At 49.5% G+C, this 23,835-nt stretch carries 22 protein-coding genes; 7 read left to right on the top strand and 15 right to left on the bottom strand.

What is annotated here, in order from left to right:
* Positions 1 to 78 precede the first annotated feature (78 nt).
* The 12 genes from BM200_RS13585 to cymR form a co-directional block, all read right to left on the bottom strand.
* On the bottom strand, positions 79 to 2,235 hold the full coding sequence (locus BM200_RS13585; protein ID WP_245772998.1) for a methyl-accepting chemotaxis protein: 2,157 nt from the start codon (positions 2,233 to 2,235) through the stop codon (positions 79 to 81).
* Between the two features lie 187 nt (positions 2,236 to 2,422).
* Positions 2,423 to 3,529, bottom strand: a complete 1,107-nt coding sequence (mltG, locus tag BM200_RS13580; RefSeq protein ID WP_091186347.1) for an endolytic transglycosylase MltG — start codon at positions 3,527 to 3,529, stop codon at positions 2,423 to 2,425.
* Between the two features lie 373 nt (positions 3,530 to 3,902).
* On the bottom strand, positions 3,903 to 4,217 hold the full coding sequence (locus tag BM200_RS13575) for a DUF1292 domain-containing protein (protein WP_091186104.1): 315 nt from the start codon (positions 4,215 to 4,217) through the stop codon (positions 3,903 to 3,905).
* A complete protein-coding gene (locus BM200_RS13570; RefSeq protein ID WP_091186103.1) occupies positions 4,217 to 4,510 on the bottom strand; it encodes a DUF1292 domain-containing protein in 294 nt (97 codons plus the stop codon). Before BM200_RS13570 ends, BM200_RS13575 begins: the two co-directional genes overlap by 1 nt.
* 8 nt (positions 4,511 to 4,518) lie before the next feature.
* The gene (gene ruvX / locus BM200_RS13565; protein WP_175532853.1) at positions 4,519 to 4,935 is read right to left on the bottom strand and encodes a Holliday junction resolvase RuvX; all 417 of its coding nucleotides are present in this window, start codon (positions 4,933 to 4,935) and stop codon (positions 4,519 to 4,521) included.
* 22 nt (positions 4,936 to 4,957) lie between these two features.
* A complete protein-coding gene (locus BM200_RS13560) occupies positions 4,958 to 5,215 on the bottom strand; it encodes an IreB family regulatory phosphoprotein (protein WP_091186345.1) in 258 nt (85 codons plus the stop codon).
* A 59-nt stretch (positions 5,216 to 5,274) separates the two neighbouring features.
* Positions 5,275 to 7,908: an alanine--tRNA ligase gene (gene alaS, locus BM200_RS13555; protein WP_091186099.1), complete on the bottom strand. Its 2,634-nt coding sequence runs from the start codon at positions 7,906 to 7,908 to the stop codon at positions 5,275 to 5,277.
* Between the two features lie 533 nt (positions 7,909 to 8,441).
* The gene (locus tag BM200_RS13550; RefSeq protein ID WP_091186098.1) at positions 8,442 to 9,512 is read right to left on the bottom strand and encodes an AI-2E family transporter; all 1,071 of its coding nucleotides are present in this window, start codon (positions 9,510 to 9,512) and stop codon (positions 8,442 to 8,444) included.
* Positions 9,513 to 9,677: 165 nt separating this feature from the next.
* Positions 9,678 to 9,875, bottom strand: a complete 198-nt coding sequence (locus tag BM200_RS13545; protein ID WP_015845916.1) for a hypothetical protein — start codon at positions 9,873 to 9,875, stop codon at positions 9,678 to 9,680.
* A gap of 3 nt (positions 9,876 to 9,878) precedes the next feature.
* Positions 9,879 to 10,424, bottom strand: coding sequence for a PRC-barrel domain-containing protein (locus tag BM200_RS13540; RefSeq protein WP_091186096.1), 546 nt, complete (start codon positions 10,422 to 10,424; stop codon positions 9,879 to 9,881).
* 17 nt (positions 10,425 to 10,441) lie between these two features.
* A complete protein-coding gene (locus BM200_RS13535; RefSeq protein ID WP_091186094.1) occupies positions 10,442 to 11,599 on the bottom strand; it encodes a cysteine desulfurase family protein in 1,158 nt (385 codons plus the stop codon).
* A gap of 12 nt (positions 11,600 to 11,611) precedes the next feature.
* On the bottom strand, positions 11,612 to 12,031 hold the full coding sequence (gene cymR, locus BM200_RS13530) for a cysteine metabolism transcriptional regulator CymR (RefSeq protein ID WP_091186091.1): 420 nt from the start codon (positions 12,029 to 12,031) through the stop codon (positions 11,612 to 11,614).
* A gap of 251 nt (positions 12,032 to 12,282) precedes the next feature.
* Between cymR and mnmA the strand changes: the two genes are divergently transcribed.
* Entirely contained in the window at positions 12,283 to 13,416 is a 1,134-nt protein-coding gene (mnmA, locus tag BM200_RS13525; RefSeq protein ID WP_091186090.1) for a tRNA 2-thiouridine(34) synthase MnmA, read from the top strand.
* A 49-nt stretch (positions 13,417 to 13,465) separates the two neighbouring features.
* Here mnmA and BM200_RS13520 read toward each other — a convergent pair whose 3' ends face one another.
* Entirely contained in the window at positions 13,466 to 14,836 is a 1,371-nt protein-coding gene (locus BM200_RS13520; RefSeq protein WP_245772997.1) for a hemolysin family protein, read from the bottom strand.
* Between the two features lie 225 nt (positions 14,837 to 15,061).
* Here BM200_RS13520 and BM200_RS13515 point away from each other — a divergent pair, with 225 nt between their 5' ends.
* Both BM200_RS13515 and BM200_RS13510 read left to right on the top strand, forming a co-directional pair.
* Positions 15,062 to 15,667: a copper resistance CopC family protein gene (locus tag BM200_RS13515; RefSeq protein WP_091186087.1), complete on the top strand. Its 606-nt coding sequence runs from the start codon at positions 15,062 to 15,064 to the stop codon at positions 15,665 to 15,667.
* Entirely contained in the window at positions 15,664 to 16,749 is a 1,086-nt protein-coding gene (locus BM200_RS13510) for a copper resistance D family protein (protein ID WP_091186084.1), read from the top strand. The genes BM200_RS13515 and BM200_RS13510 overlap by 4 nt, the downstream gene beginning before the upstream one ends.
* A gap of 43 nt (positions 16,750 to 16,792) precedes the next feature.
* Here BM200_RS13510 and BM200_RS13505 read toward each other — a convergent pair whose 3' ends face one another.
* Complete coding sequence (locus BM200_RS13505) at positions 16,793 to 17,809, bottom strand: ABC transporter substrate-binding protein (RefSeq protein ID WP_091186082.1); 1,017 nt, start codon at positions 17,807 to 17,809, stop codon at positions 16,793 to 16,795.
* Positions 17,810 to 18,065: 256 nt separating this feature from the next.
* Between BM200_RS13505 and BM200_RS13500 the strand changes: the two genes are divergently transcribed.
* The 4 genes from BM200_RS13500 to BM200_RS13485 all read left to right on the top strand — a co-directional run bounded on the left by BM200_RS13500 (position 18,066) and on the right by BM200_RS13485 (position 22,421).
* The gene (locus BM200_RS13500) at positions 18,066 to 19,052 is read left to right on the top strand and encodes a FecCD family ABC transporter permease (RefSeq protein ID WP_091186080.1); all 987 of its coding nucleotides are present in this window, start codon (positions 18,066 to 18,068) and stop codon (positions 19,050 to 19,052) included.
* A complete protein-coding gene (locus BM200_RS13495) occupies positions 19,049 to 20,092 on the top strand; it encodes a FecCD family ABC transporter permease (RefSeq protein WP_091186077.1) in 1,044 nt (347 codons plus the stop codon). The genes BM200_RS13500 and BM200_RS13495 overlap by 4 nt, the downstream gene beginning before the upstream one ends.
* Before the next feature lie 21 nt (positions 20,093 to 20,113).
* A complete protein-coding gene (locus tag BM200_RS13490) occupies positions 20,114 to 20,905 on the top strand; it encodes an ABC transporter ATP-binding protein (RefSeq protein WP_091186076.1) in 792 nt (263 codons plus the stop codon).
* A 220-nt stretch (positions 20,906 to 21,125) separates the two neighbouring features.
* On the top strand, positions 21,126 to 22,421 hold the full coding sequence (locus tag BM200_RS13485) for a sensor histidine kinase (protein WP_091186074.1): 1,296 nt from the start codon (positions 21,126 to 21,128) through the stop codon (positions 22,419 to 22,421).
* Between the two features lie 39 nt (positions 22,422 to 22,460).
* Here BM200_RS13485 and BM200_RS13480 read toward each other — a convergent pair whose 3' ends face one another.
* The gene (locus tag BM200_RS13480; protein WP_091186071.1) at positions 22,461 to 23,771 is read right to left on the bottom strand and encodes a replication-associated recombination protein A; all 1,311 of its coding nucleotides are present in this window, start codon (positions 23,769 to 23,771) and stop codon (positions 22,461 to 22,463) included.
* Between the last annotated feature and the right edge of the window lie 64 nt (positions 23,772 to 23,835).

Below are 23,835 nucleotides of genomic sequence, written 5' to 3'. Positions count from 1 at the left end.
GCTACATTATCACCTTACTGAAGCACAAAAAAACCGTCCAAATGGATCTTTCATCCATTTGAACGGCCGTCATTATTATTAATCGATTTTGAAACGGGATAAGGATTCCTTAAGCCCGCGGGATACGGCATCAAGCCTCTCAGACAAGTTAACCAACCCGTTGCTGATGCTAAGCTGCTCCGAGCTGAGCGAAGCAACTTCCTCCGATGTTGCCGAGGACTGCTGCGCAACAGCACTTACATTCCCCATTGCTTCCGTTAAGACAACTTGGGACTGATCAAGCATATTAATCGAATTCGTAACCGAATCCAGCTTCTGTACGAATTGTCCCATTTGTCCTTGTACAGTCAGGAAGATCTGATTCGCTTCTTTAACGGAACCAATCTGCTCCTGGAACAATGGATAAGCGTCGGATAATACCGTTACCGTCTCTTCGATCTGTGTCATGATCGTTTCGGTAATCTGACCTACAACATCAATAGACTGGCGCGATTGATCAGCAAGCTTCCGGATCTCGTCGGCTACCACCATAAAGCCTTTACCGGCCGCTCCGGCACGGGCTGCTTCAATCGTAGCATTAAGTGACAATATGTTCGTCTGCTTTGTCAGATTGTTCAGTACATCCAGAATTTTCACGATGGAGCCTGTGCTCATCTTGAGGCTGTCTACCTTCTCAACCATAGAACGAGTCATTTCTTCCGTCATGCCCGTCTTCTGAATAAGAAGTCCCATGTATGCCGTACCTTGCTGACTGGCTTTCTCCACTTCGCCTGCCGATTCCACCATATGGCCGGTCGCTTCCATAACCGTCTTCATCTGCACGTTGATATTACCGGTAAGATCGCTGCCTCTCTCTGCTTCAACTGCCAAGCTGGAAGCCCCGCTTGCGATTTCTTCTGTCGCCACAGAAATCTCTCTTGCGGATATCGCTGTTTTCTTCGAAACATCTGTCAGCTCGCCGGCTGTTGACAGCACATCATCAGCGGACTGGGTAGTTTGCTTCGCAAGTGCCGTAATTTGAATCATCATTTTGTTAAAGCTGTCGCCAAGCTGGCCGATTTCATCCTGACGGTTCTTCATATTGGAACGGACCGTCAAGTTGCCGCGCTCGCCTTCATTCATCAAGTTGCGCATCGCCATAAGCGGCATTGCAATGGTGCGGATAACGAGAAAACCAATAGCGATTGCTATGAACATGGCTACCAGGGCAATCAGCCAGGTCATCTTGTTAATAACGCCTGCGTCTTTAACGAGCTGATCAACCGGGATCGTACCAACCAGCTTCCAATCTACCACGTCAAGCGTTTTAAACACGGAGAGAACTTCCTCTCCATCAGATGCCTTCTCTTTGAGCGAGCCTTCCGGATCGATGTTCAGCTTTACGATATTTCCTTTACCGACTAAGCTCTCATCCTGCGCTGCAATGTACTTGTTGTTACTGTCCACAAGTGAGATCCTGCTGCCTTCGCCAAGGGAAACATCTTCGTATTGCGCACGGATCTCGGCCAAGTTTAATTCCAGCAACAGCATGTAAGAGGCTGCATTTGTCGTCGTGTTGTTCATTTGTCTGCTGAGTCCGATGGAAGGAAGCTTGTCCGTCGTACCAAAGCCGGTAGGCTGCGTCTCAACCCAGTTGACGCCTCCTTTAGACGTCTTGGTCTTCTCGAACCAATCCGACTTCATCAGATCCGGGGCTACCGCTACAGAAGCTGTTCCGTAAGTTATGATAGGCAGCTTATCATCTAACGGCAGCAAGTATGCTCCAATAATCACTTTATTGCTCATCACCGCATTTTGCAGGCGGTCTCCTAGATTTTTCTCCGCCTCAAATAAATCAAAGGCATCCGTACTGTCCGTAAGTTTATCCACAAGCGTATGGAATTCCTTATCGATCATCATCTGCATGGACAAATCTTCGTACGTTTTCAGGACAATATCCAGGTTAGCCGAGGCCTGTACAATCGTTTGGAAGCTTGCGCTTGATACTTTATCTTCTACAATTTGTTTCGTCTTCGAATAGGCCATTTGTCCCACAACCAATACACAAGCAATAATGCTAATAAAGATGATCAGGAACAGCTTTGTACCAACCGATTTGAATGGATTCGCGAAAATCGAACTGAACGTTTGTGTCATTTGTTTCGTTGTTTGAGCGGCAACCGCCTGCGCTTTTGATTGCGCTTTCATATTTTGCGGCTTCTCTTTAACTTTATTAGGTTTGTCCGTTTTCTTCATGCAAGACACCGCCTCTTTATCGTTTATGTATTTTGTGATCTGGGTTGGTCTAGTTCTATTACCCTATATTGGCATGTACAGTCCTATTATTTTATATCGGTCGCACATTGTCAATTGATTAGTAGATTCATAAAACTATTTTTTTCACAAAAAAACAAGGGAGGACATCCGTCCTCCCTTGTCAACTTTATTCGCCTTGTTTCGCAGCCGTCTCGTTGCTTGTTTCGATATTTTTCAAATGCTCTTTGTAGGTTTTTGCAAAAAGATGCGTCTGCGTGCCGTCTTTTTTGGTAACGTAATAGAAGTAATCATTCTTCTCCGGGTATAACGCCGCTTTAATGGAAGCCAGGCTAGGACTTGCAATAGGACCTGGCGGAAGGCTATTAATTTTATACGTGTTGTATGGACTTTCGATTTGAAGATCCTTTTCAAACAACCGCTCCTTCGGCTTATCCAGTAAATACTGGACTGTGGCATCAATTTGCAGAGGCATTCCCTCTTCAAGGCGGTTATAGATGACACCGGCAACAATCGGCCGTTCTTCATCTGCCACAACCTCCCGTTCAACCAGAGAAGCGATGGTTATCAGCTGATGAAGATTCAGCTTACGTTCGGCGAGCACATCCTTCCAGTCGTCCGGCAAGGAAGCCAGCTTCGTATCGAGCTCCGCCATCATCCGTTTCAGGATATCTTCTTCCGTGCTTCCCTTCGTCAATTCATAGGTTTCCGGAAACAGATAGCCTTCCAGCCGGTGATGCAGCTTGTCGTCGACCGGTATCGATTTAACCGCTTCTGCGTCTTCCCAGCCTGGAGCAGAATCAGCGAGCGCCATAAATTTACCCTTGTCAATCAGCTTTTCTTCCGCCAGTTTGTCCGCAATCTGAAGCAAGGTATAGCCTTCCGGAATGGTAAAGCGGATCATCTCCTCCGCTACCGTATCACCGCTGTTTAACTTGGCGATAATCGCATCATTGTCCATCCCAGGGCTTAGATCATACACTCCCGCTTGGAAGTGGGCACCTTCATTCTTCGCTTTCAAATAATATTTAAATAAAAAGGAGTTCTTGATAATGCCGTGCTCTTCCAAAGTATCGGATACTTTAATAGCGGAAGCGCCTTTTGCAATTTCAATTCTGACGGGTTCGCCTGCAGCTGTCGGCTTCAGTCCGTTCCATACATACAAAAAGACACTCCCTGCCCCAATAATGAGAAGAGCGAGAAGCGAAAGGATGACCCACATGACGATACGGCCCGCGGATGGCCCTGATTTTGAATGCTGCTGTCTCGATTGCACCAACCTATAGTTCCTCCTAAAATGAATTATCACCCTAATGGCCGTTCTGGCCATTGTGATGATTCATTGCTTCGTAAGCATAAGCTTAATGAATTATCACCCTAATGGCCGTGTTCAGGGGGCCATCGTGATGATTCATTGCTTCGTAAGCATAAGCTTAATGAATGATCACCCTAATGGCCGTCTTCAGGGGGCCATCGTGATGATTCATTGCTTCGTAAGCATAAGCCTAATAAATTATCACACGTGATGATTCTTGCTTCGCAAGCATAGACTATAATACATCATTTTCATCCAATTTTAGACAATAATTTCCTTCCAACGCCCGAGAAAAAGAGCGGTGGGAGCCGCTCTTCTCTCATTGCGTATACAATTAAGGCATTTCGTCATTTGCAAACAGAAGATCATCATAAGCTTCCGCTGCAAGCTCCCACTCATCATCGTCTTCAATCGTTTCAAGCTGGGGCTCGCCGTTATCGGTCAGGATGACACGGAACAGCTCAACCTCCTGCTCTTTCTTCATGGCAGACGACTGCAGAGCGGCATAGACGTAAGGGCCAAGCTGAAACTCTGCCTTGATCTCGAATTTGTCTAGACTGCCGTGTTCAGAGACCAGCTCGATTTCATTCCCGAACACTTCCCGAAGCCGCTCTTGCGGAACAGGAACGATGCGCTCGTCGTTTGCCATTAATTATCCTCCATCTCACCAAGAAGCGTGTTGAATGTCTCTTCAACGATGTTCCACTCTTCTTCGTCTTCAATGGTGTACAGCTTAAGGTCGTCGCCTTCTTCTTCATAACGGAAAGCGTATACTTCATCTTCCTCGTCATTTTCGCTTGCCAGCGGAACAACCATCATATATTTCGAATCAGAGCCATCCACTTCAAACTTCATGATGACTTCGAATTCTTCTTCGTTGCCGTCTTCATCCGGAATATAAATAATTTCCGGTTCTTCGAACTGCAGGTCATCCTTTGTCATCGCAACCCTCACCTTTTCGTTTTAGAATCGAGATAATTTTGCAAAATAAGCGTTGCCGCCATTTTGTCTATTACTAGCTTTCGCTTCTTCCGGCTAACATCCGCCTCGATTAAGGTACGCTCGGCGGATACCGTTGTCAGCCGTTCATCCCAAAGGTGAACAGGCAAGTTTAGTGTTTGCTGAAGCTGCTCTGCGAATGCCATACTAATCTCGCCGCGGGGGCCAATCGTATTATTCATATTTTTCGGCAGTCCCACAACGATTTCTGTTACTTCATGTTCTTTCACCAGCTCGGCAATCCGAACTAATTCGCCGCCATCCCGGCGCTTCTGGACAGTTTCTATCCCCTGTGCTGTCCAGCCGAACGCGTCGCTGACCGCAACGCCGATGTTGCGGTCACCGTAATCCAAACCCATTGTCCTCATGATCTGTCCGGCTCCTAGTTCATTATTTCTTGTTGTTCAAATAAAACCGGACAAGCTCTTCAATGAGTTCATCACGTTCTTTCTTGCGAATTAAGCTTCTGGCGTTGTTATGCCGTGGAATGTAGGCGGGATCTCCGGACAGCAAATACCCAACAATCTGATTGATCGGATTATACTCTTTCTCCAGAAGCGCCTCATGCACCGTAAGCAAAATGTCTTGTGAGGAAGATTCACCTTCCGCCTTCACATCAAACTTCATCGTGTTGTCCATGGAATTCATCGCCAGCACCTCGCTTTCCAACCGCATTTATTAACTAGTTTATTACATTTACACTGCTATCATATCACATTTGTTTGGTTAAGAACCAGTTCTTCAGCAAGTTTCAAAGCTTCGTCCAGCTTCGTAGCGTCTTTGCCGCCGGCTTGTGCCATGTCAGGACGTCCGCCGCCGCTGCCGCCGCAATGTGCAGCTGCTTCTTTGACGATTTTTCCGGCATGGAAGCCCTTCTTCACCAGATCAGCCGACACAGCAGCAACGAGGCTTACTTTGTCCTCTTGCACCGCACCAAGGATGATAACAGCCGAAGGCAGCTTCAGCTTCAGCTCGTCTGCAATCCCGCGGAGTGCATCCATTGTAGGAGCAGTTACTTTAGCGCTAAGCACTGTAACCTCTCCAACCGTCTTCGCATTCTGCTCAAGGGAGCCTGCTTCAATGCGGCTCAGCTTCGCCTGCAGCGATTCATTCTCGCGTCCCAGCTCTTTCGCTTGCGCGAACAGCGCTTCAATCCGTTTCGGAACATCATTGTTGCTTGATTTAAGAAGAGCCGAAGCCTGCTTCAAGAGATCAAGCTGACCTTCCATAAAGCCGTAAGCGTGACGGCCGGTAACTGCTTCGATCCGGCGTACTCCGGAGCCGATACCGCTCTCGCTAACGAGCTTGAACAGACCGATTTGAGACGTGTTGCCTACATGGCAGCCGCCGCAAAGCTCAATGCTGTAGGTTCCGACTTGCACGACGCGTACAATATCGCCATACTTCTCGCCGAACAATGCCATAGCGCCCATTGCTTTTGCTTCTGCGATTGGTTTGCTCTCAATGACAACAGGTGTTCCAATCCAGATTTGCTCGTTTACTTTACGTTCGATTTCCGTCAATTCCTCAGGCGTAATGCTGCCGAAATGCGAGAAGTCAAAGCGCAGACGGTCTGCCTGCACAAGCGAGCCTGCTTGATTAACATGGTCGCCAAGCACTTCTTTCAATGCTTTATGAAGCAAGTGTGTTGCTGTATGGTTCTTGATCACATCTTCGCGGACAGAGCGGGTAACGACAGCTTCAACTTTCTCGCCGGAACGAACGGTGCCGGATGCCACAACGGCGTGATGCACGCTTTGGCCATGCGGCGCTTTCGTTACATCTTCAACCTGCAGGGTAAAGCCGTTGCCAATGATCGTTCCTTTGTCGCCGATTTGACCGCCGCTTTCTGCATAGAAAGGAGTACGGTCAAGCAGGACAAGCACGCGGCTGCCTTCGCCTACAAGGTCTACTAACGAGTCTTCATGGACAATAGCTGTGATTTGGGCTTCTGTTACCAGTTCATTATAGCCAACAAATTCACTTTTAACCGTAAAGTCGGCAAGCGGGCCGCCCTGTACGTTCATGCCGCCCGTTTCCTGACGAGCTGCACGGGCACGTTCACGCTGTGCTTCCATCGCTGCGTCAAAGCCTTCGCGGTCAACGGTCATGCCGTTCTCGGCCGCAAAGTCCTCTGTCAGGTCAAACGGGAAGCCGTACGTATCATACAGACGGAATGCGTCTTCGCCGCCGATCTCCGTTGTTCCGGATTTGCGTGCTGCCGCAACCAGGTCAGACAACATTACAAGCCCGTCAGACAAGGTTTCATGGAACCGCTCCTCTTCCGTGCGGATGACGCGCTCGATAAACTCGCGTTTGTCTACAACCTCAGGATAGTAGACGCCCATCACTTCTCCAACGACGGAAGTCAGTTCGTACAGGAACGGACGGTCGATGCCGATTGTTTTTCCGTAACGCACAGCACGGCGGAGCAGACGGCGGATAATGTAGCCGCGGCCTTCATTGGAAGGCATAACGCCGTCGCCTACAGCAAAAGCAACGGTACGAATATGGTCAGCGATAACTTTCAGCGCAACGTCATGATCTTCGTTCACATGGTATTTCACGCCCGCGATCTCGCAAGTACGTTCAATGATCGGGATGAACAGGTCCGTATCGAAGTTCGAGTCAACATCCTGCAGGATGGAAGCGAAACGTTCCAGACCAGCTCCTGTATCGATGTTTTTGTTCGGAAGCGGTGTATAGCTGCCGTCTTTGTTATGGTTGAACTGCGAGAATACAAGGTTCCACACTTCGAGGAAGCGTTCGTTCTCGCCGCCCGGCCAGCATTCCGGATCGTTCAGATCGCCGTATTTGTCGCCGCGGTCGTAGAAAATTTCGGTACAAGGTCCGCAAGGGCCTTCGCCGATATCCCAGAAATTGTCCTGCAGCTTGTAAATGCGCTCAGCAGGAAGACCGATTTTCTCATTCCAGTACTTGTAAGCTTCTACGTCTTCCGGATATACCGTAACGGACAAACGCTCAGGGTCGAAGCCGATCCACTCTTTGCTTGTGAGGAACTCCCATGCCCAAGTAATGACTTCTTCCTTGAAGTAGTCGCCGATGGAGAAGTTGCCCAGCATTTCGAAGAACGTATGGTGGCGGCGTGTTTTGCCGACATTCTCGATATCGTTCGTACGAATGCATTTTTGCGAGTTTGTAATCCGCGGATTGTCGGGAATGACACGTCCGTCGAAATAAGGCTTGAGTGGAGCCATACCTGCATTGATCCAGAGAAGCGACGGATCGTTATGAGGGACGAGCGATGCGCTCGGCTCGATGTGGTGTCCTTTGCTTTCGAAGAACGAAAGCCATTTAGACCGGATTTCACTTGCTTTCATGGTTAAAACCTCCGTTAAAATTTGAGTTTGGATCAGCATATTGGGCACTATGAAAAAGGTTGGGCTTTTGGCCGCTGTTGTTTTTGAATCTCTTCAATTTATCGGTTACAGTTGTTGAGATTCAAAAACAAAGGCGGGCGCTGACGCTCCAAAAGCTCCAACCTTTTTCTCCGCGCTTCGGTGCTGACCGATTTTTCAAAGCTTTAAATGTTTGTTTTAAAACATAAAAAAGCCCCTGTCATAGACAGGGACGAATTCATAATCGCGGTACCACCCTGGTTATTGCCAGAACGCCCGGGGCATTCATAAGCAATCTCCTCGTATGGACGATAACGGGTCCTCCCGGTGAAGTTCATTCACACTCCGAAAGCAGCTTTCGGCCATTCTTCGTCCCAAGAGCTTTTACAGCCGACGCCCAAAGGCGAAGAAGCTCTCTCTCTGATTGACGGGCTATGGCTTACTCCCTTTCATCAACGCTTTACATGTCATATTTGCTGTAACTGTCTAAAGTATATCGGCCAAAGGGTTGTCTGTCAAATGGTCTTTCGCCTGACATAATAAGCAAATATATGCTGGACGATTACTTTAAGTGCCGCAAAGATTGGAACAGCCAAAATCATCCCGACTATGCCGGCTACCTCGCCGCCGACCAATAAGGCAAATATGATGGCCAGCGGGTGCATATGAAGCGTTCGTCCAACGACCTGCGGCGATACGACATTGCCTTCGAGTACCTGGCAGGATAGGTTGACGACGGCGACCAGCAGCACCATTTTGAACGAGATCGTTGATGCCACAAGCAGCGCCGGAGCCGCGCCAAAGAATGGGCCCAGGTAAGGAATGATATTCGTTACGGCAACGATACTGGCGAGCAGCAGCGGATACGGAACTCCGATAATGATGTAACCTATATAGGCGAGTATGCCAACAATAATACAGACAATAAACTGTCCCCGGATGTAGCTGCCAAGAGCGGCGTCAATATCTTTCAGCAGTCTGACGGTATGCTTCCGGTGCGACTTCGGGACGTAGGTGATCACGGTGCGTTCGAACAGGTCAAAGTCCTTCAAGATATAGAACGCGAGGAACGGGATAATAAAAGCGATAAACACCGCATTCACAACGGAACCAATGTTGTTAATGAAATGGGATACGGTATCCGACAGCTTTTTCTCCATCTGAAAAATGGATTTATTCAGTCCCTCACGAATGCTTCCCGGCAGGAAGGACGTATTGTTCAAATCGGTAACGAGGCTTTCTGCACGATAGGTCAGGTCCGGTACATGACGGTTCAATTGATCCATCTGTTCCTTAAACATCGGGATCAGGTTGACCAGAATGACGGCAAGCGCCGCACAAAAGACGGCATAGATGAGCAGCACCGCAATCGTACGCGGCACCTTCCTCTCATGGAGCAGCGATACGACCGGATTCAAGACGTACGATACGATCATCGCAATAATGAACGGGGCAAGCACGGCCTTCAGAAACACATATAAGTGCACAAAAATCGGCTTGACGAGCAGCAGTAAATATAACGCGATAAGCCCCATAATGATATAGACCAGCCATATAAACAGACGGCTTTTCGTTAACCGTTCCACCGCCTCACCCCCGCTTGTTTCATTCCTTATACGTTCACAAATACGAGCAATCTGCTTAAGTATATGTACAAGCGGTCCTTTTCATCCATCTATGACCAATTCTCCGGGACAGCAAAAAGGACGGCATACGCCGTCCTGAAGTCTTCACCCTGATCTATGGAGCCGCTAATTAATTTGAATTTGCGGCATTTCCTCTTCAAAGAATAAATCGTCGAGCGAGCTAAGCGTTCCGTCCTCTTCTACTTGATAGACCGACATTTTCTCACCATTCACTGTCAGCTCTATGAAGCAGCCCCAGCAGTAGAACTGATGGGAACCGATTTTACCTATATCCTTTGAATTGCAATTGGGACATCTCATCATCTTTCATTTCTCCCTATTTATCGAATTGGAAGCTGCGACAGGCTCCAATTCCGCTTCACTGACAGCAGGAACGATAATCGCGTCTTCCCCGAGCAGCACGGCATCCGGATCCTCCGGGGCTTTCAGCCATTTGCGCCCTTCCATCAGATCCGATATAAATCCATCCGTAAGCTCATAGCCTACTATTTGTGTACCCTGAAATGGGTAAAAATAAACATCGGATACTCGTCCAAGCTGTAAACCTTGCACCGTGATGACAGGCAATTCCTTCAGCTTCACGATGCCGGTATCAAAGGATCTTCCGATTTGTGCCGCTTTTACCGGTTTGACTGCTGATTCCTTCGATATAAATACGGCATCCTCACCGCAGGTTAATACTTCTGCCCATTCAACGGTTTTGACCGATGACGCAAACCACTTTGCGCCCTCTACAATAAGACCGATCAACCGCCAATGTTCATCGAACCAAGCGTCCTTTACGTTGCCGACATGCTTGCCGGAATGAATGACAAGAACGGGCAAACCGATTAATTGCTGGAGTTTGATCATGGCGTGCCTGGGGCCTCCTAATGATTGGTACGGATACGCTCCACGATTGTCGCCATTTTACGTGCAGCGTCTTCCAGTTCCTCCACAGTATTCCCCAAACCAAAGCTGAATCGTACAGCTGAATTCAAACGTTCCGCGGGCAGGTTCATCGCCCTCAGCACGTGCGACCTTTCCAATGAGCCCGACGTACATGCAGAGCCGCTGGCGGCTGCAATTCCTTCCATGTCGAGATTCATGAGCATCGTCTCCGTATCCATTCCGATAAAGCTTATATTGATAATGTTCGGAAGATGATGCTCCGCATTCCCGTTAATAACAATCTCCGTTATCCCGGATAACGCGGCTTTCAGCTTGTCTACCCATTCTGTACGTAGCTTGCCGAGGAAAAGTTGCTTGCTTTCGCGATTGTTCACACAAATTTCAACAGCTTTAGCGAAACCGGTAATGCCGGCGACATTCTCTGTCCCCGCTCTCCGCTTTCGCTCCTGCGATCCACCGTGTGCTATCGGCTCGAATGGCGTACCATTCGCCAAATATAAGGCGCCTACACCTTGCGGGCCATTTATCTTATGCGCGGAAAAGCTCATCAAATCAACCGGCAGCTCAGACAGTCTATAGGAGACTGTACCGAAAGACTGCACAGCATCAACGTGGAACAATACGCCATGGGCATGGGCCAATTCACCAATCTCTTCAATGGGCTGCAGCGTGCCGACTTCATTGTTTCCATGCATAATGCTGATAAGCCCTGTATGAGGCTTGATCGCCGCGGAGATCTCCTCGATCGAGACACGTCCTGTCTGATCGACCGGAAGGTAAGTCACCTCATAGCCTTCATCTGCTAAAGCTTCACAGGTATGCAGAACGGCATGATGCTCCGCGCTTGATGTAATAATATGAGTTTTGCCCTTTTTTTTCATCGCCGCCGCTGCGCCGATTATAGCTGCATTGTCGCTTTCGGTACCGCCGGAGGTGAAAATAAGCTCGGACGGCTTGCATCCGAGCGCAGCCGCGATCAAATCGCGTGCCTGATTCACCTTCTGCTTCGCTGCTCGCCCGAAGGCATGCATGCTGGACGGGTTGCTCGCCGGCCCCGCCATCACCTCAAGCATCGCTGCAGCGACATCCGGATGCATCGGCGTTGTGGCTGCGTGGTCAAAATAATACTTTTGCATAGGAATCCCTCATTAAATATAGAACATATAGCTGTCTGCAACACCTGCATCCTGGTAGTTCACCAGGTCAGCCAAGGTCGTAGAGTCGAGTACACTTGCAATACTGTCGCGGATACGAAGCCACAGGTCACGCTTTGCCGGATCATCTTCCTCCGTGAAGTCTACAGGAGAAATCGGGCCTTCCAATATACGAATCACGTCGCCGGCTGTAATGGTCTCCGGCTCCTTGGACAAGATATAGCCGCCGTAAGCGCCGCGAATACTTTTAACAAGTCCGGCATTACGAAGCGGCGCAACCAATTGCTCCAAATAGTGCTCGGACAGCTGATTGCGCTCGGCAATGCTCTTAAGTGAAGTCGGACCTTCGCCGAATTTTCCCGCAAGCTCCATCATAATGGTGAGGCCGTAACGGCCTTTCGTCGATATTTTCATATTCGGGCACCTCTCTAAAGTCGTTATTGTTCCATTCCATTGCACGTATGTTAGTGTATTGGTTGTTTTTAATTACGGGTATTCCCATATCATATCTATGTTAACACAACCTTTTACGACTTGCGAGAAAAGGATTGACCTATCATGAAAAAGTTTTACGTCTATGTTACAATAGCATGAAGTCCGTTCATATGGCTTAAGCCTTTTTCGAACGGTTCTTAGAAGTGTGAAGAACAAGGTGGTGCGTGCAGATGGTCAAATCAAAGCAAGAGACACGCGTCGTTGTCGGGATGTCCGGCGGAGTTGACTCCTCCGTAACGGCTCTGCTGCTGAAGCAGCAAGGCTATGACGTGGTTGGCATATTTATGAAGAACTGGGATGATACCGATGAATTCGGTCATTGTACAGCGGAAGAGGACGCTGAGGATGTACGCCGGGTTTGTGATCAGATCGGAATCCCTTATTATACCGTAAACTTCGAGAAGCAGTATTTCGATAAAGTATTTACTTATTTCCTCGATGAATACAAGCGCGGCCGGACGCCAAACCCGGATGTCATGTGCAACCGGGAGATCAAATTCGGCGATTTCCTCAAAAAAGCGAATGAGCTTGGCGCCGATTATCTGGCAACCGGCCATTACGCGCGCGTTGAACGTATGGAAGACGGCGAGACGAAGCTTCTCCGCGGGGTAGACGGCAATAAAGATCAAACGTACTTCTTGAGCGCGCTTAGTCAGAAGCAGCTCGAGAAAGCGATGTTCCCGATCGGGCATCTGCCTAAGCCGGAAGTTCGCCGCATCGCAGAAGAGGCCGGTCTTTATACCGCGAAGAAAAAAGACAGCACCGGCGTATGCTTTATCGGCGAACGCAACTTCAAAGAATTCTTAAGCGGCTATCTGCCTGCCCGTCCGGGCGAGATGGTTGATATCCGTTCCGGAGAAGTGAAAGGACGCCATGACGGCCTCATGTACTACACGCTTGGCCAGCGGCAAGGTCTTGGCATCGGCGGCTCCGGCAACGGTGAGCCTTGGTTTGTGGCGGATAAAGATCTTGAGCGCAACATTCTCTATGTGATCCAAGGTGAATCCCATCCAAGTCTGTATTCCACCGGCCTTACGGCAAGCGGCATGAATTGGATTGCGCCGGAGAAACCGGAAGGAACCTTCCGCTGCACAGCGAAATTCCGTTACCGCCAGCCCGATCAAGGAGTTAGCGTAACCCTTCGAGCTGACGGTACGGCGGAAATCATCTTCGACAAACCGCAAAAGGCAATTACACCGGGTCAGGCTGTTGTCTTGTATGATGGTGACATCTGTCTGGGCGGAGGAACGATTGATATCGTTCACAAGATTGATGAAGCTGCTTATGAAGCATTAGCGAAATAAGGAAATAAGGAATCCCCCTTGCGCCTCTGGCAAGGGGGATTTTTCACATCTATGGACGTCCCTCTGCAGAGACCTTACCTTCCGGTTCCCCTTTCTCATGCTCCTGCCTTGCTGGAGTAGTCAGCTTCTGCACAATAATGCGGGAAATCCGCAGATGATCCGTTTCTTCAATAATGAACACATATTCCCCGCCATATTCAATTCTCTGCTGGTTTGTCGGCGGAATCTCGATCTGCGAATACATCCAGCCGCCTATCGTATCGTAATTGTCGCAATCTATATCAACGCCGAAATAGCTGTTCACTTCTTCTATAAGCATCATTCCACTGATGGAATAGGCCGTATCATCCCGCTTCTCAATCTCCGCCCGCTCCTCGTCGAATTCATCCTGAATCTCGCCTACGATCTCCTCCATGATGTCTTCCAGCGTGACTAGGCCGGAGGTGCCTCCGTATTCATCAATAAGAATGGCAATCTGCGCTTTTTTCTTCTGCATAAGTATAAGCAGATTGCTGATCTGCATGGAATCGGGCACAGTTGTAATGGCTCGCGTTATCTGCCGGATATCCGTCAGGCTATGCGTCGTGTCCTTCAACAGATCTTTTATATGAACGAAACCGATGATATTGTCCTTATCATTATCGCAAACGGGATATCTCGTATGCATTTCATTTAATGCAATCGTCTTGTTGTCCTCCAGGGACAGATTGACGTATAAGCAGACCATCTCCGTTCGCGGAATCATAATTTCCCTTGCATTTGTTTCGGCGAATTCAAAAATGTTATCGACCAGTGTCAGCTCCGTATTATTAATCAGTCCATTCTTATGGCTCTCCTTCATCAGAATGCGGATTTCCTGCTCCGTATGGGCAGAATGCTGCTCTGAAACCGGCTCAACGCCAAACCGCTTCAGAAGTTGATTCGCAAGGCCGTTTAACACCCAAATAAAAGGATACATGAGCTTGTGGAACATCACGAGTGGTGCTGCGGTTAGCAGCGTAACCGTCTCCGCTTTGCGGATCGCTAAGGTTTTGGGGGCGAGTTCACCGAGGACGATATGGAGGATGGTAATAAATAGGAAAGCGATAATGAAGGAGATCGTATGAATCCATACCGGGCTGCCCCAGCCAAGCGCAAGAAACCAAGGCTCGATCAGATCCTTGATCGCCGGTTCGCCAATCCAGCCAAGCCCAAGCGAGGCAAGCGTAATTCCCAGCTGACACGCGGACAAATAAGCATCGAGGTTGCTCGTCAAATGCGCAGCAAGCTTCGCCCGCAAATGTCCCTCAGCAGCCAGCGCATCTATCCGGGTGCCCCGAGCTTTAACCATGGCGAATTCCGCAGCAACAAACAGACCGTTCATAAACACAAGGAAAACAATAAGAGCCAGTTGCAATACCATCGGAAGCGGATCACTCAATGTAAGTCCCCTGCAGCCAAGCTACCTAAGCAAAGCAGCAGGTGCACCTCCTTCGAGAAGGGAGTTTGCCATTCTGTAAAGATAAGGTAATTTAAGTTTATTCCGCGTAAACCTCGCATTATGCCGATTTATTGCCTTCGAATATTGTTCATAAAGGCAGAGCCGCAACATCTGACCGATCTGTTATAATGACATCAATTAATCCAAATAAATGAGGGTGAATGAATGAAACGTATAATCCTAATCTGTTTAGCGGCCCTGTTTCTACTGCCAAGCATGGCTATGGCCCATTCGAAAGTCAGTGAATCCACACCAACGAAGGATGAGACGGTCACGGCTTCACCTGCTGAAATCTCCCTTACGTTTAACACCAATATCGAGAAGCTCAGCCAATTCAAGCTGCTGAATGAATCCGGGGAACAAGTGAAGACCGGCGAAATTGCTGTTGACAAGGCGACGATGAGCGGAGCGGTTACAGAACCTCTGCAAAATGGGGTGTACACGGTAAAATGGACCATCATCGGTGCAGACGGCCATGCGGTTGACGGTGAATATGCCTTTACGGTTAATGCCCCGGAAGCAACGCCTTCTAACAGTCCGGAAGCTGCTCCGACGGAGTCCGCTGCGCCTTCTCCTGCTGCGGAAGACTCGGAAGCGCCTGACGCGAGTGCATCGGCAGATCCGGCCGTTTCCGGCGAACCCGCTCCAGCTGATTCAGCAGATGATGCTCAAGCGGAAGAAGCTCAGCCCGTGAACACGATGATCTGGATCATCGGCGGCGCTATCGTGCTTGCCGCCATTGTTATTCTGATCCGGAGGAACCGCAAATGAGTTATTTCAGCGAGGCTCTTCTCTACCTCTGCTTCGCCATTCTGACCGGTACGTTTATAATGCGGGTCATACCTGAGCATAGACGTCCTCAGATACATATACCGTCCTGGCTGCTGCTTGTAAGCGCGCTTGCCGTTCCTGTACTTGAATACGTCCCCATCCATGATTCCGCAGTCCTGTTCGCCAAAGACACGGAAATTTCGTATGGACAAATGGTAAAAAGCATCCTGCTTGATCTTAACAACGGCAAGGCGTGGATCTGGTCAGCTGTTGCATCGGTTGGCCTCGCATTCCTGCTTGGCCTGCCTTCCTTCCGTAATGACAAGCATATGCCAAAGGTCAGCTTGTTCATTATGTTTCTATTAATTCTCTGGCTCGGCTATGCCAGCCATGCGACCTCGCTGTACGGTACAAAGGGATGGCTGGTTCACTCGGCCCATTTCCTTGCTGTAACTGCATGGATTGGCGTGTTGATGGTATCCAGCTGGTTCTCGGCGGACAGCCGCAACTGGGATGGCTTCCTGGCCTGGTTCTCGCCGCTTGCCATCGGCTGCATGCTGATTACCTTTATTGCAGGCATTACGCTAATGACGTTTACGACACCGCAGTATGTCAATTCGTGGATGCTGCCGTACGGCCAGATGCTCCTGCTCAAGCATTTGCTGATTGCGCCTCTGCTGTTGTTTGCGTATACGAACGGCTTTGGTTATAAGAAGAAGCTTAAGGAGAACAGCAGCTTTAATCCCCGGCCTTGGCTGAAAGCGGAAAGTATAATCGCGCTGCTGCTTTTTATCGTTACCGGCGCCTTAGGTCAGCAAACTCCTCCGCATAATGTGAAGGAGACGCTGCAATCGGTATCCCCATCCCCGCTGTTTACGTCGCTCTATAACGGACATTTCAGCCCGGATCTGACGCTGAAGTTATCCATTGGCCTGGACAGCGTACTCATGCTAGCCGCTGCCATTATTATGATTTACGGCTTAATCCAGATGTACAGAGAAAACAAACTCCTCCCCGCATTTGTCATGGGACTGATGACATCCGTATTTGGTTACTTCGCCCTCATGTTCAGCGTTGGGTAATCATAGAAAAAGGCGCCACTTTGATGTGGCGCCTTTCTTTCTACTATTTTGCAAGCTTAATGCCATAGATTTCAGCAAGCTGATCGAGCATCAGGTTAGCTGCTTTAATACCGCCTGCCGTGTTCCAGATCGCATCGTCCACCTGATAGACATGACCGGCTTTTACAGCGCTGAGGCCCTTCCAGATCGGATCATTGGTCCACTCTTGCTCTTGCGCGGAACCTTTGCCGTCGCCGGTATCATACGTGAAGTAGAAGATCCGGTCGGCATCCGCCTCTGGCAGACGCTCCTTCGTAATTTCATCAGCAAAGGTCTCTTTTGTGCTTAGCGTCATCTCGTTACGTGCCAGTCCGATTTGACTTGCGATAATACCCGAGAATGTATCCGTATGATAGACACGCGTTTTTCCGCCCATAAAGCGAACGAAGGATACCGTTTCTTTCAGCTTGTCTCCGGCTTGTGCTTTAAAATCTTCGATACGTGCGTCAAATTCCGCGATCAGCTTATTGCCCTCTTCTGTTTTGCCAAGCGCCTCGGCATACAGCTTGAAGTTATCCTTCCAAGCACCGCGCAGCGTTTCCGATTCAACCGTTGGAGCAATAGCTTTCAGCTGCTCATAAATTTCTTCGTGTCTCATTTTATTTGCGATAATAAGATCCGGCTGCAAGCCTGCGATTAGTTCCATGTTCGGCTGGCTTTCTTCGCCAACAACCTCTACCCCTTCCATATCAGCAGCGATATGGTCGTACCAAGGGCTGCCTGTCCAGGATTTAACCGCGCCAACCGGCTTCACGCCAAGCGCCAATACGGCTTCGGTTCCTTCGTTGGTAAGCACAACGACACGCTGCGGTGTACCTTTGATATCGGTCTCGCCCATGGCATGCTTTACTGCACGTGTTTCATTCGAAGCTGCCTGCTCCGAATTTGCTGCTTTATTATCTGATGTATCCGATCCGGCATTATTTTTGGAATTAGACCCGCAGCCTGCTGCCAGAACAGCGATAATAATCGTGCAAAGGGTCAGCCACATCATCTTTTTTCCGTTAAAACAGTTCTTCATTACTTTATGTACCTCCCGATGATAATTTCTCTCACTTGGACAATATAAAAGAAAACAGCGGCCTAGTCAATGAAAATTTGAGAACGATTCTCATATTCATTGACATGCTCTGACTCCTCTATTAAAATTCACTAGGTACATACGTATAGTAAGTTGTCATCCGCAAGCGTATACGACTGTACCGCACAGGGGACAGCACCACACGTTTCGCGGTGAAATATACGCCCTATTTTGAAAAAGGAGTTTGCGTACAGCTATGAGACTATTAGGTTTGTTCTTATCTCTTTTGCTCCTTGGGGCAGCCATTATAAGCAGCATTGCGTTTGGGGTCACCGACATTCCGATTGCAACCGTCTTTGATGCCATCTTTCATTATCAGCCCTCTAACCAAGAGCATCTGATTATACAGACGGCCAGGGTTCCGCGTGCTTTAATTGCCGCTGCAGCGGGTGCAAGCCTCGCAGTTGCAGGTGCCCTCATGCAGGTCGTTACGCGCAACCCGATCGCTTCCCCAAGTATATTTGGCGTCAACTCTGGAGCATCCTTTATGGTTGTTGTAGCATCCGGTTGGCTTGGCATTAACGGCATGCAGCCTCTTACCCTTCTTGCCCTGCTTGGCGCTGCGATCAGCGGCGCAATCGTTTTTGTGCTTGGCAGCGTAGGCCGGGACGGGATGACGCCAATTAAAATAACGCTGGCCGGTGCTTCGATTGCCGCCTTTTTCGCCTCATTGACCCAAGGATTCATGCTCTCCAGCGGTAAAATGTTCGACCAGGTGCTTGTCTGGCTGGTTGGATCCGTTGCTGGCCGGGACATGCATATGCTTGTCAGCGTCTTGCCGTATATAGCTGCGGGTCTCCTGATCGCAATGGCGCTTTCCCGCCACTTGAATGTTCTTGGCATGGGCGATGATATCGCTCAAACGTTAGGCCAACGGACAGCTTACATGAAGTGGCTCGCTTCCGCTGCCGTTATTCTGCTTGCCGGAGCATCGGTTGCCGTTGCCGGTCCGATCGCTTTCGTGGGTATCATTATTCCTCATATCGTCCGTTATTTCGTTGGCGCGGATTATCGCTGGATCATTCCATATAGTGCGGTGCTTGGCGGCGTATTGCTTGTCGCGGCCGATATCGGTTCCCGTTATATCGCCATGCCTAGAGAGGTTCCGGTCGGGGTTATGACAGCCGTTATCGGAGTTCCTTTCTTCGTGTATATCGCAAGGAAAGGAAGACAGACATCATGAGCAAATATAAGACGATACGGTGGGAAAAGCCTAAGTTATCCTACCTTCTGGAACATAAAACCCTATGGACAACTCTTATCCTACTCCTGCTATGCATAGCAGGCGCTATTCTCAGCACGGGGATCGGCAGCCAGTTCATCTCTCCGGTAGAGGTCGTTAAATCTCTTATTGGCAAGGGCAGCGCTATGCATGAAGTCATCGTGCTAAAACTGCGTCTCCCGCGAATTGTAGTCGCCATACTTGTTGGCGCTGCGCTGGCTTCGGCAGGTGCCGTCCTTCAAGGACTAATCCGTAACCCGCTGGCCTCGCCGGATGTTACGGGAATAACGGAAGGCGCTTCTCTTGGCACCGTGCTGTTTCTCTTTTTGTTAGGCGGTCATGTCTCTGTTCATTGGATGCCTGTCGCTTCCATTTTTGGTGCTTATGCCGTTACGGTTATTCTTTATCTATTATCCTGGAAGAACGGCGCATCGCCGCTAAGGATGGTGCTCATCGGCACCGGATTATCCGCTGCCTTTAAATCCATCTCCTATATGTTTATTATCGCGAGCCCTTATTTTCTCGCGGACCGGGCAATGACCTTTATGACGGGAAGCATTTACGGCTCCTCTTGGGAAAAGGATGTATACACCTTACTCCCTTGGCTCATCGTATTGCTCCCGGCAACCTGGCTGATGGCCCGCCATGTTAATGTACAAGCGCTTGGTGATGATGTGGCTGGAAGCACTGGCGCGAGTGTACAGAGACAACGGCTTATTTTACTCCTGTTAAGCGTGTCACTTGCCGGAGCAGCCATCGCCGTTGGAGGCGCTATTGCCTTCGTAGGGCTTATGGCTCCGCATATGGCACGTAAGCTTGTCGGCTCTTCCTTTGGAGGCTTGCTGCCTGTCAGCGCGTTAATTGGAGCCGTTATCTTGCTCGTATCCGATCTGGTGGCACGGACCGTATTCGCTCCGCTTGATATCCCTGCCGGTGTATTCACTGCGGCTATCGGCGCACCTTTCTTCCTTTACATGTTGTACCGTCACCGCAATCAATAAATAAGCTGGAGGATGTCAACGATGAGCATGCTTGAAGCGAAAGGAATCTCCCTTTCATATGGCGGATCAAATATATTCGAACATTTAAATATAGCCATTCCCGATGGCAAAATTACGGTATTAATTGGCAGCAACGGATGCGGCAAGTCAACCCTTCTTCGCGCTTTATCCAAATTGTTAAAGCCGGCCTCTGGCGAAGTGACGCTAAACGGCAAGGACTTGTCATCTATCCCGGCCAAAACGGCTGCAAAGCAGTTGTCCCTGCTGCCGCAAGGTCCTGTTGCACCTGAAGGCTTAACCGTGCTCCAGCTCGTCAAGCAGGGCCGTTATCCTTATCAGAGCTGGCTTCAGCAATGGTCGAAGGAAGATGAGGAAAGCGTGCAGGCGGCTTTACGGGCAACCGGCATCGAGGAGCTTGCGGAGCGCTCCGTAGCCTCCCTCTCCGGCGGCCAGCGCCAGCGGGCGTGGATCGCGATGACACTCGCGCAGCAGACGGGAATTATTTTGCTCGACGAGCCCACCACTTACCTGGATCTTACGCATCAGATTGAAGTTCTCGATCTGCTGCAGGAAATGAATGAACGGGATGGGCGAACGATTGTTATGGTGCTTCATGATATTAACCTGGCCTGCCGGTACGCCGATCATATTGCAGCGGTTAAGAACGGTGCGATCTACGCGCAAGGAGCGCCTTCGGATATTGTGAATGCTTCCATGATCGAGGAAGTGTTCCATCTTAAATGTGATGTCATCCAGGATCCGTTATACGAAACGCCGATGATTGTGCCGCACGGACGGAAGAAAACGAAATAACGGAGGAGGGAGGAGTGAAGCCCGTTATAGCTAACAGGTGAATCTCCTTTCAACCGGGCGCTGCGCTCTTCCATGAGATATGCAAAGGACTTCCTAAAGCGGAGTCCTTTTTGTGCTTTATATGATCTTTCTAGAAATTTAGGGTTGATGTCGTTGTTATTTTGATGAATAATGAAGCTTGGCCTATGGTCACAATCTATTTTTGAAAAGGACTATTGCAATGAATCCTCGAAGGCAACTTATATTTCTGATTACTTCTTTTATTATACTAGGCGTTCTTACATGCGCCAAACTTGTTCTATCCTATTATTCTACGGAAAAAGCAACCCAAACCACTTTAGCCAAGCAATACATCGCAATTGCCGAGCATATCGCCGACGGTCTTGATATGAAGTCATACGAGCATTTCCTGATTACCAAACAGCGGGACCAGGGCAGCAGGTCCATCGAGCATGAACTCGAACAATACCGAAGCCGGATTAATGCTTTATATGTTTATACGCTTTTGCTGGATGATACCAATGTCGCCAAAGTGATGTTATCCGCGCTTCCTTCCACTGCGGAGGCCATTCCTATAGGATTTCCGTGTACCGTCCCTCACAAGCAAGTACAACAGGCCAAAGAAGGACGTGTCTATTATACAGGCGTCATAAAGGACGCCATTCATGGCGTATACCTGTCGGTTGGCGTTCCGCTCTACAATGACTCCGGCAAACAACTGGGTGTTCTGGCTATCGATATTGAAGCAAGCCAGCTGGAATCCATCAGCGAAGAGGTTATAAACAGCAACAAGATTATATTCGCGATAGATATTCTGTTTGCGGTCTTATTACTGCTCGCCTTCTTCGTCTTGAGGAAATGGCATAAAAATACGGTGAAGCAGGATTTGCATGAATCGGAATTGATGTATATGTCAGAGATGGGCAAGGTGATGAACTCCATCAAATCCAGCCGGCATGATCTGATGAATCATTTCCAGGTTCTTCACGGCTTGTTAACCTTGAAGAAATATGACCGGGCTGAGGACTATCTCAAGCAATTAGCGGCTGACTCCAGAGCGCTGGATTTATCCTTACGGATCAATAATCCGGTCGTCCTGATTCTGTTCCAGAGTAAATGGGAGCTGGCCCAATCGAAAGGCATCGAGCTTCATTTCGATACCGATCCCGAAGAATACAGACGGATTGAATCGATGGATCTGGTGAAAATCTTGTCCAATCTGCTGGATAACGCCATCGAGGCTACAGAAGACTATGAAGGCAAACTGCCCCGGAAGATCCGTGTTGCAGCCAAGACTGTAAGCTCACAGTATGTATTTACCGTGGACAATCCCGCTATGCTGACTTCGAAGCAGCAAAAATGTCTGTTCCACAAAGACGGATATACGTCCAAAGATAATTCTAACGCCCTTCACGGACATGGGCTCATGATCATTAGAAGAACCGTAAACAAGTACCACGGGACCATTCAGTTCAAGTACGAGAACGAAGAAGTAAGTATTCAAATTACGCTCTAAAACAACAAGAGGACCTCCAGCCGGAGGTCCTCTTTCTTGCTATTTTTTCCGCTGCCGCAGCTCCTGGTTCTGGCGGATCTTCCCTTCCATCCCCTGCTCGGTTGCCTTATAGATCGTTATACCGTGCAGGTTATCCGGCAAGTACTGCTGATTCACGTAATGGCCAGGATAATCATGCGGGTACTTGTAGCCCTCATGGCCGAGCTGCTGGGCGCCTTTGTAATGCGTATCCCGCAAGTGAAGCGGCACCTCCGCACGCCCTGCCCCTTCAATAGCCGCCATCGCTTTGCCGATCGCAACTGCTGCTGCATCCGACTTCGGACTTTCTACGGCAAACAGGATCGCTTGCGTAATATTGTATTTAGCCTCCGGCCAGCCGATCTTATGATACGCGTCCATCGCCGTTACCGCCTGCACCATCGCCTGCGGATTGGCAAGACCGATATCCTCGCTGCAGGCTACGATCAGCCGGCGCAGGAAGGTCATCGGGTCCATCCCCAGCTTCTCGACGGCATACAGAAACCAGAATAAGGCGGCATCGCTGGAGCCCCTGATACTCTTATGGAAGGCGGACAAGACATCATACTGCGTTGACATGTCCGCCCGGACGGTTGGCTTCCGAATGGACTCCTGCGCAACCTCCATCGTAATCCGGACCGATCCGTCCGGCTCGGAAGGTGTCGTTACCGCAGCAAGCTCCAGCGCATTAAGCGCGCGCCGGATGTCTCCGCCCGCCATGGAAGCGATATGATCAAGCGCCTCTTCCTCCGCATGAAGGGTCATGAAGCCTAGCCCGCGGCTCTTGTCCGCAATAGCCCTTTTCATGGCTTCCAGCGCATGCTTCTCGTTCAGCGGTTCAAGCTGAAACAGCGTTGAGCGCGACAGAAGCGCTCCATTCACATGATGGAACGGGTTCTCAGTCGTTGCCCCGATGAAAATAATAATCCCCTGCTCAACCGCCGGCAGCAGCGCGTCCTGCCTGGATGTATTAAACCGGTGTACCTCGTCGAGGAACAGGATTGTTTTCTTGCCGTACATTAATTTGTTCGTCCGTGCGGATTCAATGACTTCGCGCACGTCTTTCACCGAAGCGTCTACCGCGTTCAGCTTAACGAACTCTCCTGCTGTGCGCTTCGAGATAATATTCGCCAGCGTTGTTTTGCCGCAGCCCGGAGGACCGTACAGCAAGATGGACGATACCTGGTCGCCCTCAATCGCTCTGCGCAGCAGCTTGCCCTCTCCGATAATATGTTCCTGCCCGATATAGTCATCCAGTGTTTCCGGCCGCATCCGGTCGGCAAGCAATCTTGCACGCGGCGTTTCCGCTTCCTGATAAGAGAATAAGTCCATTGTCCATTCACAACCTTTACAGCCACATTACTACGATGATAGCATACTCGCACATACGTTCGCT

The organism is Paenibacillus catalpae (assembly GCF_900112695.1).
In the GTDB taxonomy this organism is placed as follows: domain Bacteria; phylum Bacillota; class Bacilli; order Paenibacillales; family Paenibacillaceae; genus Pristimantibacillus; species Pristimantibacillus catalpae.
Note: the sequence above shows the minus strand (reverse complement) of the source record. Positions and strands in the feature narration are given on the sequence as shown.